We start from the raw sequence: 19,012 nt of genomic DNA, 5'->3' as shown, positions 1-19,012 counted from the left end.
GATATTGAGTTAACTAAATAAGCAGCATATTGAAGAGCTTACCTGCTCACTATAGTTGTTATTAAAAGTATATTCATATACTTCTTTCCCAAAAGGCACAGTTCGGCTAAAATATCTTTTCCATGTTTTGACCCTTTTTCAAAATGGTTAGTAACTAATTGGAGAGTGCGCACTTGTATTATTATATTACTATCCTATAATTATATAATGCAGCTGTATTTAAAACCATAATCACATATATAATAACAATTCATATTTTTTGAATATCTTTAAAAGGAGATTATTATGATTAAAAAATATCATTTATACCAAATTGACTCATTCACTAAGGAGAAATTTGCAGGAAATCCAGCTGGAGTAATAACAAATGCTGATGGATTAACTCCAGATGAAATGCAGAAAATAGCTAGGGAACTTAACAATTCTGAAACAGCTTTTATTCTATCTTCAAATAATAATGAGTATGATGTTCACATACGGTTTTTCACGCCAACAAATGAAGTTCCAATTTGCGGACATGCAACTATTGCAGCTCACTATGCTCGTGCTATTGAAAATAAGCTTGTCACTTCTAGGGTTTATCATAAAACTGGTGCCGGAATTTTACCTGTTGATATAGTAAAAGAAAATGATGATTATAAAATTATTATGACACAAGGGAAAATTGAATTTGGATCAATTATTGATGAAATAAATATAAAAAATATTATATTGGCGTTAAATATAAGTAGTAAAGATTTGCTAAAAGATTATCCAATACAGATAGTTTCAACAGGTCATTCTAAGGTTATGATTGGTATAAAAAGCATTGAAACTTTAAATAAGATGAAACCAAATTATGATGCACTTTCTAAATTGAGCAACGATATTAAGTGCAATGGTTATTATGTTTTCACAGTTAATTCTCAGGATACCGATATTTTAATACATGGTAGAATGTTTGCTCCTGCAATAGGCATTAATGAAGATCCTGTAACTGGTAATGCGAATGGCCCTTTGGGTGCATATCTGGTCCATCACAAATTGGTTAATCATAATAATTCTTTATTTAGATTCAAAGCTAAACAGGGTGAAGCTATAAACCGACCAGGGATTATCGACGTTGAGGTAAAGATAGAAAATAAAGAACCTGTAGAAGTTAAAATTTCAGGAAATGCTATAATAGCATTTCAATCAGAAATAACAAGATAATACCGAAGCCCTATTAAATTCAATGAATGAGGAAAAGATTATAATCTTAAACAATGATACAACATGATTATGATTCATATTATGTTAATTTTCGTTGTATTAATTATTTTAAATATAGTATTTACATTCATAGGCGTTGAGAAATGGATTATTTTTACCATTTGGGGTGTAATTGTGTTCAAATATATTTGTGGAGTTGTTATTTTTTATTATCTATCTAAAAAAATGTAGGTTATAAGTAACACCTTAACTCTCGGTGTTTACATTTTTGTTTACATCTTTGTTTGCATTATTTGAAACATTTATATCATTAACACTTATGATATCTTTTTTAGTATTGCTATTTTCTTCTGTTTCATATTCAAAAACAGTTTTACCTAGTTTGCCAGCTTCTGTGATTTTTACTCTCCTATGAATTTCAAGTTCCTTAAGTTTACACTAATGTTTACATTTATGTATACATAAATATTTGTAATGGTTTCTTCTTATTTTTATAGTAATATTAGCAGATACAACTTGTTGTAAAATCTTAGAAAAATCCATAACAAAGCTCGTGTTTTCATTAAAATAGCGAATTTAAAATTTATGAGAGTTGATGCAAAAGTTATTGGAAATCAATACTCAAAAAAATGAAGAAGACACTGCGTTTTACCGCAATGTCTTAACTTAACTACATTTATACTAAGCTTCTTCTTCAAATATTGGAGCTTCTATAAGTGTAGCAAATATTAACTCGTGAAAATGACCATTAACGACAGTAGTTTTAGCCCTTACAAAATGAACATGCCTACCATTGCCAACTGGTATTGGTAGACCTGAAACTGCTTCAAATTCATGAAAGTGATCAAAAAAAATGTAACTTGTTTTAATATTGAACCAAATATAAAAAACTGACGTGAAAAGTACTCATAATTAAATATATTACCAATGAAATTCAATAAGTAGCTGAACTTCAACTCTCAGTGTTTACACTTTTGTGTACATATTTGTTTACATTATTTGAAACATTCATAACTTTTATTAGGAAAATTAAATTAACTAATGGTTAATTTTTATGAATAAAAGGTGAAAATGCTTCAATTGTTTAAGGTATATAGCTTTGATATAATTTAATTAACGAAGTCCTAGGTTAATTAAATGAACAAATAAATGGAGGAGTCAATTTTATGAGAATAAGTGAGGTTATTAGAAATTATAGAAAAAAGGAAAATCTTACTCAAGAGCAAGTTGCTAATTATTTAAATATAAGTGCACCAGCAGTCAATAAATGGGAAAGCGGAATATCATGCCCAGATATATCACTGTTAGCACCTCTAGCACGTGTTTTAAAAATTGATGTTAATACTTTATTAGCATTCAATGAGGAATTAACAGATGTAGAAGTAAAAAAGCTTACAAAAGAGGTAGGTGAAATGGCCTCAAAAGAGGGAATCCAAAAGGCTTTTGAAAAGGCCGGTGATTTAATTAAAAAATATCCAAATTGCGATGAGTTGATATATTGGATATCAGTAGTATTAAGGATATATTTATTAGGGCCTCAAATTGAGGAAAAAGATAAATATGAAAGAAAAATCATTGTTTGGCTTGAACTTGTAGCAACAAGTAGTAAAGAAAAGACAGCTTCTATGGCAAAATTAGAATTATCAGCAATGTATAGGGCTAAAAAAGAGTATAAAAAAGCTCAAGAATTATTAGATAAAATTCCAGAAGTAGAGGTGGATAAAAAAATTCAACAGGCATTATTATATGAAAGTAGCGGAAAAATTGATGAAGCTTATGGTATTTATGAAGGTGAATTAAGGAAAAATGCTCATGAAACCTTTGGGGCGTTATCTCTAATGATAAATCTGTCATATAAAGAAAAGAAATTTAGTGAGGCAGAAGAATACATAGAGCGTGCTAAAAAGGTTGCTGATGCATTTGATTTAGGAGCATACCATAAATATTCATTAGATTTATGGCATGCAAGAGAAAAACAGGATAAAGAAAAAGCGATAGAAATGATTATAAATATGGTAAATGAAGCAAGTAGCATAGATGGTTCTATGAAGTCAAAGCTTTATAAGCATATAAAAATTAATGTTAATAGTAGTTGGGACAAAGATAAATATGAAAAAACAGTAAAAGGTGCATTTAAAAAAGATAAAACTCTTGATTTTGTCAAAGATGATCCTAGGATAAAAATTCTGTTGGAATAACACTAAAGGATAGTTTATTTAGTTATCATTTTAAAGAGTAATTTACTTAATATTATTTGTTTTGTAAAACCTATTGACTATCACGTTACGTCATAGTGTATATTAATATTACAAAGGGGATGGTAAGATGAATATTACACTAATGCGTTCAGATAAAATTTATAAAAAAATGATGAATTCACCAAAGGAAAAACGAGATGACATTTATCGCTATGAAATGATGAAGCCTTTTGAATTTAAGTGGTCTTGCATTAATGTGCCTATAAAATCATCACAAAAATGTGGTTATGATGTAGTTATGGCAAGTAATATGTTGGGATTTTTACCACCATCAGAGGTAGATGATAAACAAAAGAAAAACATCGAGATGATTTCAGAGCAAAATTTATGGCATACTTGTGAAAATACAATTAAAAATTCCTTAGAATGTTTTACGAAAGTTGGGTATGAGTTGCCTGTAAAAGATTATATGTTTTCAATTTTACTTGGTAATCCTCAAAGTCCATATATGGTTATGAATGATGGTTATTGCGGTGATGGAGGTATCCCAGGATATATTTTTATATCCCTCGTTCCAAATGAGTATACACTTAAAAGACTTCCTGTAGCCTTAGCTCACGAATGTAATCATAATGTGCGTTTTCAATTTGAAAAATGGAAAAATAATATTACATTAGCAGAAATGATGATTAGTGAGGGACTCGCTGAAAATTTTGCTACCTCACTATTTGGTGAGGATATGATTGGACCTTGGGTAAGTAAAACGGATATAGAAAATCTTAATAATTATATCAAGCCAATTATCAAAAATGGCTTAAATGCAACAGGGTTTGATAACATTACAGCGTATCTTTATGGTGATGAAATGGCACAGTTACGAGGCTATTTCCCTGTAGGACTTCCATATTGTGCAGGATATGCTTGTGGTTATCATATGGTTAAGCATTATCTAAAAAAGACAGGAAAATCAATTGTAGAAGCTACTTTGACACCTGCAAGTGAAATTATGAAGGAAATAGAGGATTTTTGGGATTAAGACTCAATTTAACAAGACCTATTGACACTCCCTTTAGAGGATACTGTAATCTTAATTTACAAGGAAAGGAGATGTGAATATGTTTCGAATAGGCGAATTTTCCAAACTTACTAAAACTACAGTAAAAGCATTAAGGTATTATGATGAAATTGATTTATTAAAACCTGAATTTGTAGATGAGGAAACAAACTATCGTTTTTATACGACTAAACAGTTAGTAAAACTTCACAAAATCCAGTCTTTTCGCCAAATTGGTTTATCAATTGATGAAATAAAGCTGATTATATCTGGACACAGTATAAAATTGATTTTGGAAAAACGAAAAAGTGAAATTGAAGATACTATCGCGCAAAGTAATGCACAGCTCTCTCGAATTGAATTTATATTACAAGGGAAAGAGGATGAGTTAATTATGAATTATCAAGCGATTTTAAAAGAATTACCAGAGTGTATAGTCTATTCAAAGAGGATGACAGTATCAAGTTATGACTCGTATTTTGAGCTCATACCGGCAATCGGAGAAGAAATTGTTGCGGCAAATCCTGAATTGAAATGTACTGTTCCTGAGTATTGCTTCATTAAGTATCTAGACAATGAATACAAAGTTAAAGATATTAACATTGAATTTTGCGAAGCGGTAGAAAAAATGGGTAAAGAAACTGGTGATATTAAATTTAGAAAGATTGAAAGTGTATCTGCAGTTTCCGTTATGCATAAGGGAGGATATGCTGGACTTGCAAAGGCATATGCATTTGCTTTTAAGTGGAGTGAAGATAATGGATATGTAATTGTTGACAGTCCACGAGAAAACTATATCGATGGTATTTGGAATAAAGAAAACGAAGATGAATGGCTTACCGAGTTACAAATACCTTTGATAAAAAAATAATCTGCATTTGCATTTATGTCTCAACATTATTGTATTGTTTCCTTCTTTCATTTTATCATTTAGTGATTAAACTTTAGATATATCAATAATTACTATTATTATACAAACTTAAAAGCCTAATTTTGTCGCATAAAAAAATAGAAAGATAAACCGGGTACAGCTGACATACATGTAAAAATGAGCCACATGCTGGATATTAATTCCAATATGTGGCTTATCTTGTTTCCATTATCATTTTTAGTAGTTAGTGAACAATATATGAAGATTGTGAATGAGTATTGGATTTAATGTAGTTGTTGTATAAGTTCTGGTAATAGCGTATTGATTAATTTCTCCATTATTAAAGGAGTATTTATTTTATAATCTATTCCTTGCTTTGTATCTGAATTAATATCATCTTTTCTTGGAATATCAGTTATTCCTCTTAAAATACAGCATTTAGTTTTATTTAATTTACAAATATGAGATATTGCTCCTGATTCCCAATCTGCACATAATACATTTTCACTACATAGATTGTCCATCTGCTCCTTTCCTAAATCTTGATCAGCAGTAGCAATTAAGCCTTCAAAAATATTTAGTGATAACCTTTCAAAATCTATCCACGAATTATCTATCGCTTCAATAAAACCTTCAAAAAAAATAGGACTTTTTTTATCCATCCTAATAATACAATCATACTGAACTGTTTTATTAGCAATTACAATATCTAATGGATTTAGAGTATCTAAAACTCCTCCACACGTTCCTAAAACAAAGATGAACTGTGGTTTCCATTTATCTATTGCATATTGACAAGCACCTGATGACTTTGTTTTAGTTGCACCACTATGATAGAAAAGGCACTCCTTTCCTGCAATACTTTTAGACGTATATTCACCATAAGGTGTAAAACTTATTAAATCTTGATTAATATTTAAAATATCTTTTAATGCCCACCATTCTCTTTTGGAACATACCTGAATACATATCAATCTTTTCCCCTCCTACCTTACATTTTTTTACGTCGCACAACAATAATTTACGATTACGACCTAACTATTTAGGAATATTATAACATTTTTGATGAACTATAAATCAAAAACGGAACTACTATTTTGTGGCTGTTATGCTGTAAAGTATGAAGAAGGGGACACAACTAATGCGTAAGACTACGTATTTTATTAAATTCTAATTTATTAAAACTAAACTTTAGTGAATTGGTACACAAATTTCACAAAAATGGTTTTTAACCATTTCAATTTTATACCTTTCAAGAATAGCTCTTGCCTTATCCAGTTGATAGCCTTTCTTGAATAATTCCGGAAAAATTGCAAGCCACGCTTTTTGAACTTCTTCAGCTGTATGTCTTATTTTAAAAACTGCATATTTTCCTCCAACAATGTTACCATCACTAATATAATCATCACTAATGCAATAATCATTTGAAATAACGATACCTGTGTCATAACGACAATTTTCAGGTTCTACTATTTTAGGGTTATCATGGGCAATTCCTAGTATGATAGATTGCTCATTAAGCAGTCCATTAGACTTAGCCCATTTCTTTAATTTTTCCATTACTTTAATATTATTCTGCCCATAAGATCCAATCTGCCTTATATAAGCAATTCTATAAAATGAAGTTTTTTCAATTTCTATATTCATAATTCTTCCTTTCTTTATAAAGTACATCGATGTCTATAAACATCATATAATGCTTTAAAATAGAAAACAAGACATTTTTTAAAATCACTAAATTACTACTTATATGTTCCCATCCAAGTGGAGAAACATGTTTCAGAAAGTCTTCATTAACGTCTTCTTTTTCCAATCTAAATGAAGATATAGTCGCCAAAATTAATGAAAGTATAGCTTATGCAAAAAACAGATATGATGAAAAACGGAAGGATATTAGCTATAGCGAGATTTATAGATACAGTGATAATTCGGATTTTTTTGAAAACTTACAAAATATAAAGTACAAAAATTTTTATGGTGAAAATAACGTGGTTTCTTATTATATACAAATGGAGGAGATCTATAATGAATTTAACGATTAATCAGGCTCAATCAAGAAATTATACAAATAAATATTTGAAAGATAATAGAAATGAAAAAATTAATTTAGATATTGAACTTGCCGATAAAAAAATTACTGAGGAAGAAGATAAAAAAGATTATGAAACGTACACAAAAGTCATATGCTTAATTCAGCTTACTCTTTTGAAGATGCTCAAAAAAACAGAGTATCATTTCCTCCGGCAACAGCTCCTGGAATAGTTCGTAAAGAATGGAGAGAACAATGGGCAAATGCTACTGAAAAAGAAAAAGATGCTATGCGTTGGTTTAGTTCTGACTGTATGAGTGTTTTAAATTCAAATAAAGAAAATATGCCAAATGATTTAAATGGTTATTTAAACTTAATGGGCAATATGAAAGATTATATAGAAAGATATAATCATTGTCCCGGCGTAGATCAAACGGTTTATGAAAGCCTTGTGAATGTATGTAATAAATTTGAAACAGAATTAAATAAATATAACTAAAAGATCCTGAGACATTTATAAAACAAAACTGTTCCTGGAGTGACTTTAATAAATATTGTTAAAGAAATTGGCATGAGTGATAAAACTTTAAGAAAAACTTTAAAAGCAAAGAATTATATATTCGATAGAGCTAAAAAGATTTATTTATTATTAGAGATTAACCCCCTCTATAATACATATATGATGCTAAGAATATTTAAACCATTACATTGAGGTCGATTTGCCTTGGGTAAATGTACTACTGCATTTCATATAGGGCAGAAAACACGCTCTATACTCTACTTGGTCTTATTCTAATTACTCATACTGGATTTTATTTTTATATCTGTTTTGTATCTTGATCTTGTTGCTGTGTTTGCATTCTTCTTATTAACTTCTCAGCCTGCTTCTGGTATTCTAATACCTTTTCATAGGATTCTGCCTGTTGCTCCTGCTTTTCTTTGTTAAATAACTTCTCTTGCTCCAGGAGTGTTCTTTCTTTTTCGAATTCTAATTGATCGGAAACTCGAGTTACTTCCTTAAATCTTTACTACTTTTGCCACTTCCTTGAATGAGTTCCATGAGCTTCTTTTTGTCATCTGCTTCCATTCTTACAGAGAAATGATTGTTATTATCTTCCAATGTATGGCCTCCTTATATTTAAATAATATTTACAATTAATTATGTGTAAATGTAGTAATAATAGTGTGTTTATTTATGTTTACTATGTATTGTTTACGGTATACTCTTTTATTGTGAAAATCTCAATAGAAAATTAACTTGGGAACATCTCATGCATTGCTCTAGAAGGTTATTAGGGTACAAAAGCTTGAAAAAAATGAAACATCAGTAATAAATTATATTTGGAATGATAAAAATTTGTAAAATTAGTGTTTTATGGTATAGTTTTCATTAAAGGTAGTGAAGGAAATGTAGTAAATGCACCTAATGTTTATAATAAGAAGTTAAAAAAATGAATACTTAATTGATAAGTTCTGTGGAAATGAATAACTTGGATATGACGAACTTGTAAAATATTCTTTTACAATTGAAATTAAGGAAATAATAGGGGGTAACGATGATTACTATAAAGAAAATAATATATGATGATTTAGGTGATTTGGCAAATTTATATGAAGAATTATTAGAAAGAAAAACGAATTCGGAAAAATTTAATCAGAGCTTTGATTTGATTAATTCAGATAAAGATTATTTATTAGTTGGAGCAAAAGATGATAACGGGAAATTAGTTGGTTCATTGCTTGGAATTATTTGCAAAGACCTTGGTGGAGATTGTAGACCATATATAATTATTGAAAATGTGATTGTAAAAAGCAGTTGTCGGGGAATGGGAATTGGAAAGTTACTAATGAGTTTCATTGAAGAGTTTGCTCGGATGAAAAACTGTTACTTTACTATGCTTGTTTCGGCTTTTAGAAGAAAAGATTCTCATAAATTTTATGAATCAATAGGATATGCTAATGATGTTGTAAAAGGCTTTAAAAAATATTTATAATATAATTTAATAGTGAGTTAGTGTAAGCATTTTCGACAAAGCCATGCTTATATTTTTCACAGAGGTGGTAACAAAGATGAAAGACACTATAGGGACTGTATTAACTATTGGAGGTGATTGTTCAATAACTTACCCTGGTGAGTTTAAATCATATCCATTTACAGATCAAGCAATGAAACTTATAAAAAGTTTAAATATAAAGGTATTTGCATTTACAAATCAACCTGGAATTTCAAGAGGAGAAAGTATGACTTATGAATTTGAAAAAGCATCTTTCATAAAATCTGAACTAATCGAAAGTCTTATGTGAATACAAATTTAGTGTTAGTAAGTGCAAAATTTCTAAGAGGGAATGCTAGACTTATATATTGACAAAGCATTCCTAAAGTTATATATTTATAACATACAAGTTATAAATATATAACTTTAGGGAGGTTTATTTTATGAAGCGAAAAATGAATATTAAATTAGAACTTACTATGCACATTGTGACAGTATTATATTTATTAATTACTATATTACTGAGCAAATTAAATCTAATCGATTCTGACAATTGCATAAATATTCCAAGTGTCAGTTGGGCTATAATGTGGACCATAATTATGTTGAATGGAAAAAAATTAAGTGGTATAACTGATGAATTAGTAATTAATATATTATCTAAAGTAAATAAGATTGGTATGAATTTCTTAGTGATTTCAATTGGTATATTAAGCGTCCTACTTATATCTCCATATAATAAAGATTTTATTATTTCAAAAGTTACAATGGGAATCTGTTTACTGTTAATCCTATTTATATTCACTATAATAAGATTATTATCCTTTATATATTATGATAGAAAGGGGATTTATAAATAAGGGTCAGTTATAAATACAAACATTAAAGAATATAGAGAGAAAGCATTATAGTGATATTATCTGTTACACGAGTAATCATTTTCTGTGTAATTGATAGCGAAGGGATGTAGTAATATGCCAAAATTGAAAACAAAAGTTAAAGAGTATAGAGAAAACATGAATATAAAACAGAGTGAGTTAGCCAACTTAATTGGTGTACGGAGAGAAACCATTGTTCACCTTGAAAATGGGAAATATAATCCATCGCTTAAACTGGCAATGGATATTTCAAAAGTATTTCACACAACTGTAGAAGAGTTATTTGAATTTGAAGATTGATCTTAAAATGGGGGTGATGAATTATAAGAATCGAAAGTAAGAAAACTTGGATAGGTATATTTATTTTAATAGCCATAGAACAGACTTAAACTCCACCCTTCTTTTTAGTTAATTATTTTTCTTCATAAACAATCATAGCCGAATATTGGGCTGTCATTGAAATAAAAAAACGAACGCTAGTTGTACTATACTGTATGTCATAAATTTGTGTATCCTTACTTTTTATAAAATCATTTACTTCTTCTTCTAAATTTAAAAAACTTTCATTTGAAAATATTTTTACTTGTTTCAAAATTATTCCCCCCTATTATAATATCGTACAAATAAGACTTAATTATATATAATACCATAATATTATAAGCAGTTAACAGAAAAAATAAGGTTTTTAAGTACGATAGCGGTTATTTCAATTAGTATTTTATTTGTTTGTATTATGAAAAGCAAGAATAAAAATAAAAACAATATATAGCCATCTCACATTTAATCTTTTTAGAAAGTTCGTGTTTTATCCGATACGCGGACTCTGGTTATATGACTAGCTTACATGACCTTAATATAAAATAAACGAACTTTAAGTTGATATAACATGAACTTTATTAAAAAAACAATGATAATTATTGATATATTCCTTAATGTTTGATGTGCTCCTGTATTGAATAGCATTCAATTTTTATTAACCTTATTATGATTTAGCCTCCATTGTATAGATTTTTGAACTAACTTATAATAAAATCATCTATAGATCCTATGACAATTTACCCAATGCTATTGCAACGTCAAGGCAAAAATGATGAAGCTAAAGTCCAATGTGAAAATATGCTTTTATCACATATAATTCAAAGCACTTCAATGCTTGCTACCATAGCGAATATATCTATTAGTACTGAAAACTATGAAAATGCACAAATATATATAGATGCTATTCGTAAACTACAAAGCTTATTTAATGTGGGGTTACATTCAGGTGACTACAATCTTTGCAAGCTATATATTAAAAAGTAACCTCACATATTCTGATAAACTCATTTATTATTGTACTTTTCCATTTATTCTTATGCATAAGTAACTGTAGCATCAGCTTCTCTTCATTTTCCTTATCCTTATCCTTTAAATATAGTCGCTTTATTCTTTGATCTTCATTTGCTACTAGTCCAGGCAGATATGTTATTCCAAGCCCATTCGCAACGATTTTAATAATCGCTTCTGTTGAGGAGCTCTCCATTAATATGTCCGGTTCAATTCCATTTTTTTCGAAAAATGCTTCTACTCTTTTCCGATATTGACAATTTGGTTCTGTCAAAATGAATTTCTGTTTCTTTAAATCCTCCAGGAATATACCTGTAGATACCAGTGGCGAATTTGCTGCTATGTAAAAGTCAAGTTTTATTGTCTTTTCTAGTAACAAATACAATTCATCCGATGGTTTATTAAAATCCAATACAAATGCAATGTCAGCCTGTCCACTTGCGAGATAATGCTTCAATTCATCAGCAACACCTGATATGATTTTAATATTTACTTTAGGATACTTTTGAATAAAACGATTTAAAATACTCGGCAAAACTGTCATACAGACAGAATCTACTGCTGCAATCCTTAGTGAACCTGATGTTTCCTTTTCTTCATGCATAGCATCCAAAAATCTGTCTGTAATTCTAAAAATTTCATTGCTATACTCTAATAATTTTTCGCCCGCATCTGTAATACGAATTGTATTTCCATACCGTTCAAATAATTTTATTCCAAGTTCATTTTATAATAGCTTAACCTGTGTAGTAACTGTTGACTGCGCATATCCAAGCTGCCCCGCAGCTTTTGTAATACTATTCAATTCACATACTCTTTTAAACGTATAAAGATTCTTATTTTCCATGTACACCTCATCATTAATTTTGATGTGTTCTTTCGATTATATCAATTTTACAAATACTAATTAACATGATAACATTTAATTAATAAAACAACAATATGAAAGGAGCTTTAACATATGAAAAAAATATTAATTCTCTGCGGAAGTGGACGTAGACATGGAAATTCTGAAAAGCTTGCTGATACTTTTATAAAAGGAGCAGCACTACATAACAAAATTAGCAAAATTACATTAGCTAATAAGAAAATTGCCCCATGCTGTAACTGCAACTACTGTCAAGATCATAATGGTGAATGCGCTATCCAGGATAACATGCAGGAAATTATTACTGCATTACAAAATAATGATATCCTTGTACTTTGTTCACCGGTCTATTACTTAGGCTTCAGTGCGCAGCTCAAGACTGTCATTGACCGAACTTATGCCGAAAGTGCAATAGGAAGAAAGATTCAAAGCACAATTTTATTATCTGTTTCCGGGAAAAAAGACGTATTTGTTTCAGACTGTATGATTAATGCTTATCAACAATTATGTGAATATCTTGGTTTCCAAAATATTGGAATTATCTCTGCTAAAGGCTTCGAAAACCTTAATGACATCGAAAATTCCCAAATACTAATTGATGCATTTGAACTTGGGAAATCTATCATATAACTAAATTGGTCAACACCAGATTTCTTCTTGATAGAATCCAACTGATGTTATTGTCATTACTTTCGTTATACGACCCAAATTCAAAAAGGTGAAATATTTTTTTTGCAAAAACTATGCTTAAGATGGGGGTTATATTTTATGATAATTTTAGACGAACCTTATGTTTCAACATTCTTGCTAGAAACCGCACGTGATATGGGCATTCCTGTATTAGACTGCTCCAATGTCAGGGAATTGACATCATTAACAGGTTTAAAAACTGTAAATGAAAATGAGTTTATGAATATAGCTAAAACAAAATCACCCTTATTACTTTACTGTAATTCTGAAAATTCCTTTCAATGGATAAATAAAAATCTAAAATACACCGAAATTCCTAGCGCAATTGAGATGTTCAAGGATAAAGTGTCATTTCGTAAGTTAGTTAAAGATATTTATCCTCATTTCTTATTCAAAGAAGTTTCATACGAACAACTATCAAAATTTGATACGACCGAAATTGAAAAACCTTTTATTATCAAGCCTACAGTTGGATTTTTTAGCATGGGAGTACATAAGGTGAACGAAGATAATGAATGGGAAGCTATTATAAGTCTAATTCGAAATGAAATGGACAAAATCAAGGGACTATATCCGACTGAAGTTATGAATTCTTCAAAGTTTATTATTGAAGAGTATATTGAAGGCCCAGAATATGCCATTGATGCTTATTATGATAGCAATGGCGACCCTGTAATTCTTAACATATTAGAGCATCCTTTTTCATCAAATGGAGATGTTAGTGACAGAATATATTTTACATCAAAAAAAATTATAAAAAAGTATTTAAATGCGTTTAGTAATGTATTGATGTCAATAGGAAAAGCAACTGGAATATCTAATTTTCCAGTACATATGGAAGTTAGAATTGATAAAAGTGGAAATGTGATACCCATAGAAGTAAATCCTATGCGGTTTGCAGGGTGGTGTACAACGGATATTGCATATCATGCCTATGGAATTAATGTATACGAGAATTATTTTCATCAGAAAAAACCTGACTGGAATCAAATATTGAAGACCGATGATAATAAACTTTATTGTATTGTTGTTGGCGATATTCCAGAAGATATTAATTTTAAAGAGATTAAGAAAATCAATTATGATGCGTATTTATCAAATTTTAGTAACATATTGGAATTTAGAAAAATCGACTATAATCAATATCCGGTATTTGCCTTTTCGTTCATTAGTGTTGAGTGCAATTCAAATGAAGTTGATAAAATTCTGAAATTAGACTTAAGGCAATACATTTATTAATATACTAGCAAATTGATATTTCATAATCTTCAAATATTATTTATTAACATATAATAGCATAAACGGTTGTTTTAGGTACTTAAATAAAAGCCTTAAAAATAGTCGTTTATAAATTATTTCCAGTTACAGAACTATTATCAAAACAAAGCATTAAAACATAACCTAGAAAGTTCATTATTTATCCGATACGCGGACTCTGGCTATATGAATCACTTACACGACCTTACTATAGAATAAACGAACTTTAAGTTGATATAACACTAACTTTATTAAAAAAACAATGAGAATTCAATTGCTGAACTTATACAAATATATTCAATGATGTACGCAGATAAGTCCGAGAAACTCTTTGAATCAAGAATGGAATGTGCGCTTAAATTATTAGACCAAATTGTAACAAGCAAAGATGCTAAATATATGTCCAAGGCTCTATTTGCTATTGCCAGTATTCAAATGATGTTCAATTAGAGGTAGCTACAGAAGGCCAAAAATCCGTAAGAAAGAAAATGTACCAATCATATATAGATGATTCTGCATTAAACGTTTTAACAGGATTGGAAGATTATGAGGAAGGTATTAGGCTGCTAAAAGCTAATCTTTATTAAGTATAAATAAGCTTATAAGCAATATAATAAAATCATAATATTCGTAAACTACCTACTAACCTAATGATGAAAACCAAAGTTAAAGTAACACAATTGAGTTACATTCACTTTGAGGCTATCAGGAATTTAAAAAGAATTGTAAATATGGTATTATTGAATAATCTTTCAGATAAGACAAAACATAACACAAAAAGTCGGGAACAACCGCTTGAAAAGAGATAAGATAATTTACAGACAGGGGGGATGATTATGGGGTGGATTGAAGAAATCGGTGAAGCTATCAACTATATTGAGGAGAATATCACTGAAGAAATCGCAATAAAAAATGTTGCAAAAAAAGTACTTATGTCTCCGTTCTATTTCCAAAAAGGCTTTGCAATGCTTTGTGGTTTTACGGTCGGAGAGTACATCAGACAACGCAGGCTTACCATTGCCGGCAGTGAGCTTGTTTCTACTGATGAAAAAATCATTGATATTGCACTAAAATATGGCTATGCCTCACCAGATAGTTTCACAAAAGCTTTTACTCGATTCCATGGTGTCACACCTACTGCTGTTCGAAAAGATGGAGCAATGATTAAATCATTTGCTCCGCTGAAAATCAAATTTTCATTGGAAGGCGGTTATATTATGGATTACAAAATTGTTAAAAAAGATTCGTTTACTGTCATAGGCGTATCAAAGGTATTTAAATATGATAGTGCAACTACAGAAATTCCACAGTTTTGGATAGATCATTATCAAACAGGAAAAGGGAAATTTGTATGCGGAATGTACGGAGTAAGCATAGATGAGAGCATGGGTTCAGATGAGTTTGAATATTTAATTGCAGACAATTATAATCCGTCCATAGAAATATCTAATGGTTTTGTTACAAAGATTATTCCTAAGCACACGTGGGCTGTTTTTGCTTGCAAAGGCGCAATGCCGAAAACTCTGCAAGAGGTGAACAGAAAAATCTTCTCAGAATGGCTGCCTAATTGCAGTGATTATAAAATTGCAGCAGGTTATAATATAGAAATGTACACCAATACGGCTGATTATCCGCAAGGTAATCAAGATGAGAACTACTACAGTGAAATTTAGATTCCTGTTAAGAAAAAATAACTACGTAAAGGAGCACAATTCGGAGTTCATCAAATTCCAATTTGTAAAGTTGATTTAGAATAATTTTAGATTTAGTTTTTGTTGTATCTTTGTTTTATATGTCGCAAGTACCCACATATTTAATGATATGTGGGTACTTTATTTAAGTGTATATTGATATTCCGAAAGTAACTCAATAGTAATTGTGTTACTTTCGGAGCATTAATATAATCTAAATATATTAAACCAACACATCATTAAATCGTGGGTTACTTGTGACAACTTATCTTTGAAATGCGCACTAAAAATGCCGTAAAATTCACTTCTGAATAATACGGCATTTTCAATAATTATTCGGTTTTTTAGTTATGTTTAGGTAATTGTAATTTATTGGGTTTTTACATTGCTACAACGTCTTATACGAATGTTGTAAACTAATTTAAAAAGTATTTAGTTTACTTATTATCATTAATGAACACTAATACATTACCATTCCACCATCCACATTAATAACTTGACCTGTAATATATCGAGACATGTTTGAAACAAGAAACAAAACTGCATTTGCAACAGCTTCTGGTTTGCCATAGGCTTTCATTGGGATTTTAGATAACATTTCCTCAGTTATTTTATCAGAAAGTGTAGATGTCATATCGGTTGAAATATACCCAGGAGCAATGGCATTTACTGTTATCCCTCGTTCAGCTAATTCTTTAGCAACCGTTTTTGTAAAACCAATAAGTCCAGCCTTAGAAGCAGAATAATTTGCCTGTCCCACGTTGCCTGTTATTGCTACAACACTTGTAATATTTACTATGCTCCCTGACTTTTGCTTCAACATCTGTTTAGATACAAATTTAGTACAGTTAAATGCTCCTGTAAGATTTACGCTAAGTACATTATCCCAGTTTTCTTTTTTCATTGTCATCATTAAACCATCACTTGTAATCCCTGCATTATTTACTAAAATATCTATTCTTTTAAACTTCTCAACTATAGTCTTTACAACTTCTTTTGTTGATTCTTCGGAACTCACATCATGCTTTAAACCTAAAGTTTCAACGTTGTAAGCTAATGATATTTCATTTGCTACTTGTTTTGCTCGTTCCTCATTTACACCAGTTACAATTACCTTTACCTTTTCTTCTGCTAATTTCTCTGCGATAGCTCTACCAAGCCCACGTGTACCTCCTGTTATTAAAGCTATTTTATCTGTTAAACCTAAATCAATCATACTTATCCTCCTGCTTATATACATACTCACTAAATTTTTCTTTAAATTATTTTGTTCTTAATAAATTACCATTTTGAACTAACCTAATGGTAATTATATCATGTTTTATTATTTTTTAACACCGTAATATTCAATTATCAAAGATCATCGTTCGTGTTTTTCATTCCAATAGTTACGACGTATTTTAATTCATATTCCGTACAATATAATAATATAAAATTTAAGACCAATGCATAAAAAAATTACTTTTTATTATGGCTCAGTATACTTTGTTCACCCATTATCATCTTAAGTTATGCTTTATGTATTACTAGGGATAAAAACCCATTTTAATTAAATATAAATCGAATAAATTATAGGAATAACACTAAATGATAGTTTATCTAGTTATCATATAAATCAAGATCAGTAAAGCCTTGATTTATATGGGTTATTAAGCGTTTTGTTAAATTTAACTAAGCAATTTTAGACTTGAATATATCTATTTATATGATATATCGCGAATTAATTAGGTAATCTTTTAAATAAATAATATAAAAATAGAATTGCTACTGCTAGCTTACATTTTTTCTCAATGGAAATGGAATTAGTATTATCCATAAAATTTTGAACATCCTCTAACTCAAGTTTCGCATATATTGCTAAAGTTTCATTTTGCTTTTAACTGTAAAAATATTCAAACATAAAGTTTTTATATGATATAATTTATATACTAATTATGAGAGGAGAGTCTATATGCAAAATAAAACTTCAATGTCAAATATAAGTAATGGACTTAGTATTATTTCTCTAGTTATTCCTACAGTTATACTTATACTTATACTAAATTGGCTTTTTAAAATAACACCTTTTCAAAGATTAGAAGGTTTCGCTGTAATGGTAACACCTTTTATATGTCCAATAGCAATTATTTTAGCAATTGTTTCAAGAATAATCTGTTTTAATAAATTTTGGAAGATAAGTATTATTTTTAATGTAATTCTAATTCCACTGCCATTTCTATTTTGGTAGTGGAGAACATTATTTTTAAGTTCATCAATATCCTTATATTTCACAAAAATTATATAGTCATCATTCTTTGGGGATGTTATAATGCCAGTAGAATTTTTAACTGCTGTACAGGAACCAAAACACGAGAAATTTTCTGATGAACCAATGTTAGAGTAAATAGGGGAGAAGAGTGATTAGTTTGTCTGAAAATAAAGAATATACATTTAAAAGAGAACCTTCTGAACCATTTAATAATTTAATTTATACAGTTTGTATATTTCCAATCCTGTGTCATATCAGGGATTTTACAGCAAATTCTATCTACGTAAGACTGTATGGACTATTTATTGCAGGTACTTTTATTGTATTAATTTTAAATCAATTATATATAATTATTACTAAAAGATATAAATTATCAGATTTAATTATAGATAACAACCATATAACTATTAAAAAATGGTTTTTGATGAGATATTATACAATAGATTTACAACAAATTAAAAATATTACTGAATTGCTGCTTACATTGGACAATTTAATAGAAATTACACTTATGAATAATAAAAAGATAAGATTGAGTTTAAAGGGTTATTCAAATAATGATAAAAAATTAGTAAGTAACCAATTTAAAGTAATTAATTCAAATCTAAAAATTCAACTCAATTAAAATATAGAAAAAGTAAGAGAGAACTGTTCCAAATTTTAGTTTGTATAGTTTTGTCTTACTTTTTATGGGGAAAATCAACATTATTCTTAAAC

At 29.3% G+C, this 19,012-nt stretch carries 22 protein-coding genes and 2 pseudogenes; 16 read left to right on the top strand and 8 right to left on the bottom strand.

All coding sequences use genetic code 11. The annotated features are described in order from the left end of the window. The first annotated feature begins 285 nt into the window (after positions 1 to 285). Positions 286 to 1,191 carry a PhzF family isomerase gene (locus KPL54_RS22485; RefSeq protein ID WP_216108736.1) on the top strand — a complete coding sequence of 302 codons (906 nt, stop codon included), beginning with the start codon at positions 286 to 288 and terminating at the stop codon, positions 1,189 to 1,191. Between the two features lie 681 nt (positions 1,192 to 1,872). On the opposite strand, the pseudogene KPL54_RS22480 reads toward KPL54_RS22485, so the two are convergent. After that, positions 1,873 to 2,061 (bottom strand): annotated as a pseudogene (locus KPL54_RS22480) (YmaF family protein); the annotation flags it as partial. A gap of 296 nt (positions 2,062 to 2,357) precedes the next feature. Here KPL54_RS22480 and KPL54_RS22475 point away from each other — a divergent pair. The 3 genes from KPL54_RS22475 (at position 2,358) to KPL54_RS22465 (ending at position 5,314) form a co-directional block, all read left to right on the top strand. Next, on the top strand, positions 2,358 to 3,389 hold the full coding sequence (locus tag KPL54_RS22475) for a helix-turn-helix domain-containing protein (RefSeq protein WP_216108735.1): 1,032 nt from the start codon (positions 2,358 to 2,360) through the stop codon (positions 3,387 to 3,389). 127 nt (positions 3,390 to 3,516) lie between these two features. Further along, complete coding sequence (locus tag KPL54_RS22470) at positions 3,517 to 4,425, top strand: DUF2268 domain-containing protein (RefSeq protein ID WP_216108734.1); 909 nt, start codon at positions 3,517 to 3,519, stop codon at positions 4,423 to 4,425. Positions 4,426 to 4,504: 79 nt separating this feature from the next. Beyond that, positions 4,505 to 5,314 (top strand): MerR family transcriptional regulator, encoded by an 810-nt coding sequence (locus KPL54_RS22465; protein WP_216108733.1) that lies wholly within the window; start codon positions 4,505 to 4,507, stop codon positions 5,312 to 5,314. A 284-nt stretch (positions 5,315 to 5,598) separates the two neighbouring features. Here KPL54_RS22465 and KPL54_RS22460 read toward each other — a convergent pair whose 3' ends face one another. Both KPL54_RS22460 and KPL54_RS22455 read right to left on the bottom strand, forming a co-directional pair. Continuing rightward, complete coding sequence (locus KPL54_RS22460; RefSeq protein ID WP_216108732.1) at positions 5,599 to 6,288, bottom strand: 5'-methylthioadenosine/S-adenosylhomocysteine nucleosidase family protein; 690 nt, start codon at positions 6,286 to 6,288, stop codon at positions 5,599 to 5,601. A gap of 217 nt (positions 6,289 to 6,505) precedes the next feature. Beyond that, positions 6,506 to 6,961, bottom strand: a complete 456-nt coding sequence (locus KPL54_RS22455) for an AraC family transcriptional regulator (protein WP_216108731.1) — start codon at positions 6,959 to 6,961, stop codon at positions 6,506 to 6,508. Between the two features lie 378 nt (positions 6,962 to 7,339). Between KPL54_RS22455 and KPL54_RS22450 the strand changes: the two genes are divergently transcribed. The 6 genes from KPL54_RS22450 to KPL54_RS22425 all read left to right on the top strand — a co-directional run bounded on the left by KPL54_RS22450 (position 7,340) and on the right by KPL54_RS22425 (position 10,515). Then, on the top strand, positions 7,340 to 7,576 hold the full coding sequence (locus tag KPL54_RS22450; protein ID WP_216108730.1) for a hypothetical protein: 237 nt from the start codon (positions 7,340 to 7,342) through the stop codon (positions 7,574 to 7,576). Further along, a complete protein-coding gene (locus KPL54_RS22445) occupies positions 7,498 to 7,842 on the top strand; it encodes a hypothetical protein (RefSeq protein ID WP_216108729.1) in 345 nt (114 codons plus the stop codon). Before KPL54_RS22450 ends, KPL54_RS22445 begins: the two co-directional genes overlap by 79 nt. A 1,057-nt stretch (positions 7,843 to 8,899) precedes the next feature. Further along, positions 8,900 to 9,337, top strand: coding sequence for a GNAT family N-acetyltransferase (locus KPL54_RS22440; protein WP_216108728.1), 438 nt, complete (start codon positions 8,900 to 8,902; stop codon positions 9,335 to 9,337). Between the two features lie 76 nt (positions 9,338 to 9,413). After that, on the top strand, positions 9,414 to 9,647 hold the full coding sequence (locus KPL54_RS22435) for a hypothetical protein (RefSeq protein WP_216108727.1): 234 nt from the start codon (positions 9,414 to 9,416) through the stop codon (positions 9,645 to 9,647). A 133-nt stretch (positions 9,648 to 9,780) separates the two neighbouring features. Further along, positions 9,781 to 10,197 (top strand): hypothetical protein, encoded by a 417-nt coding sequence (locus tag KPL54_RS22430; protein WP_216108726.1) that lies wholly within the window; start codon positions 9,781 to 9,783, stop codon positions 10,195 to 10,197. Between the two features lie 114 nt (positions 10,198 to 10,311). After that, on the top strand, positions 10,312 to 10,515 hold the full coding sequence (locus tag KPL54_RS22425) for a helix-turn-helix transcriptional regulator (protein ID WP_216108725.1): 204 nt from the start codon (positions 10,312 to 10,314) through the stop codon (positions 10,513 to 10,515). Between the two features lie 112 nt (positions 10,516 to 10,627). Here KPL54_RS22425 and KPL54_RS22420 read toward each other — a convergent pair whose 3' ends face one another. After that, positions 10,628 to 10,807, bottom strand: coding sequence for a sporulation protein Cse60 (locus tag KPL54_RS22420; protein WP_216108724.1), 180 nt, complete (start codon positions 10,805 to 10,807; stop codon positions 10,628 to 10,630). 470 nt (positions 10,808 to 11,277) lie between these two features. Between KPL54_RS22420 and KPL54_RS22415 the strand changes: the two genes are divergently transcribed. Then, the gene (locus KPL54_RS22415) at positions 11,278 to 11,517 is read left to right on the top strand and encodes a hypothetical protein (protein ID WP_216108723.1); all 240 of its coding nucleotides are present in this window, start codon (positions 11,278 to 11,280) and stop codon (positions 11,515 to 11,517) included. Here the strand turns inward: KPL54_RS22415 and KPL54_RS22410 are convergent. Both KPL54_RS22410 and KPL54_RS26280 read right to left on the bottom strand, forming a co-directional pair. Continuing rightward, positions 11,507 to 12,145, bottom strand: a complete 639-nt coding sequence (locus tag KPL54_RS22410; RefSeq protein ID WP_253203694.1) for a LysR family transcriptional regulator substrate-binding protein — start codon at positions 12,143 to 12,145, stop codon at positions 11,507 to 11,509. The two genes, KPL54_RS22415 and KPL54_RS22410, sit on opposite strands and share 11 nt — an antisense overlap. A 123-nt stretch (positions 12,146 to 12,268) precedes the next feature. Next, a complete protein-coding gene (locus tag KPL54_RS26280) occupies positions 12,269 to 12,388 on the bottom strand; it encodes a LysR family transcriptional regulator (RefSeq protein ID WP_253203693.1) in 120 nt (39 codons plus the stop codon). Positions 12,389 to 12,502: 114 nt separating this feature from the next. Between KPL54_RS26280 and KPL54_RS22405 the strand changes: the two genes are divergently transcribed. The 3 genes from KPL54_RS22405 (at position 12,503) to KPL54_RS22395 (ending at position 16,029) form a co-directional block, all read left to right on the top strand. Beyond that, entirely contained in the window at positions 12,503 to 13,039 is a 537-nt protein-coding gene (locus KPL54_RS22405) for a flavodoxin family protein (protein ID WP_216108722.1), read from the top strand. A 138-nt stretch (positions 13,040 to 13,177) separates the two neighbouring features. Further along, positions 13,178 to 14,338 carry an ATP-grasp domain-containing protein gene (locus KPL54_RS22400; protein WP_216108721.1) on the top strand — a complete coding sequence of 387 codons (1,161 nt, stop codon included), beginning with the start codon at positions 13,178 to 13,180 and terminating at the stop codon, positions 14,336 to 14,338. A gap of 854 nt (positions 14,339 to 15,192) precedes the next feature. Next, on the top strand, positions 15,193 to 16,029 hold the full coding sequence (locus tag KPL54_RS22395) for an AraC family transcriptional regulator (protein WP_216108720.1): 837 nt from the start codon (positions 15,193 to 15,195) through the stop codon (positions 16,027 to 16,029). A 478-nt stretch (positions 16,030 to 16,507) separates the two neighbouring features. On the opposite strand, the gene fabG is transcribed toward KPL54_RS22395, so the two are convergent. Further along, on the bottom strand, positions 16,508 to 17,263 hold the full coding sequence (fabG, locus tag KPL54_RS22390) for a 3-oxoacyl-[acyl-carrier-protein] reductase (RefSeq protein WP_216108719.1): 756 nt from the start codon (positions 17,261 to 17,263) through the stop codon (positions 16,508 to 16,510). 504 nt (positions 17,264 to 17,767) lie between these two features. Continuing rightward, a pseudogene (locus KPL54_RS26760) lies at positions 17,768 to 17,905 on the bottom strand (HTH domain-containing protein); the annotation flags it as partial. A gap of 93 nt (positions 17,906 to 17,998) precedes the next feature. Here KPL54_RS26760 and KPL54_RS22385 point away from each other — a divergent pair. Together KPL54_RS22385 and KPL54_RS22380 are read left to right on the top strand one after the other, a co-directional pair. After that, on the top strand, positions 17,999 to 18,274 hold the full coding sequence (locus KPL54_RS22385) for a hypothetical protein (RefSeq protein WP_216108718.1): 276 nt from the start codon (positions 17,999 to 18,001) through the stop codon (positions 18,272 to 18,274). A 169-nt stretch (positions 18,275 to 18,443) separates the two neighbouring features. Then, on the top strand, positions 18,444 to 18,920 hold the full coding sequence (locus KPL54_RS22380; RefSeq protein ID WP_216108717.1) for a hypothetical protein: 477 nt from the start codon (positions 18,444 to 18,446) through the stop codon (positions 18,918 to 18,920). The last annotated feature ends 92 nt before the right edge of the window (positions 18,921 to 19,012 follow it).

This window comes from Clostridium estertheticum (genome assembly GCF_018861295.1).
GTDB classification, from domain to species: domain Bacteria; phylum Bacillota; class Clostridia; order Clostridiales; family Clostridiaceae; genus Clostridium_AD; species Clostridium_AD estertheticum_D.
The sequence above is the reverse complement of the archived record's forward strand: the minus strand, read 5'-3'. Positions and strand labels throughout refer to the sequence as shown.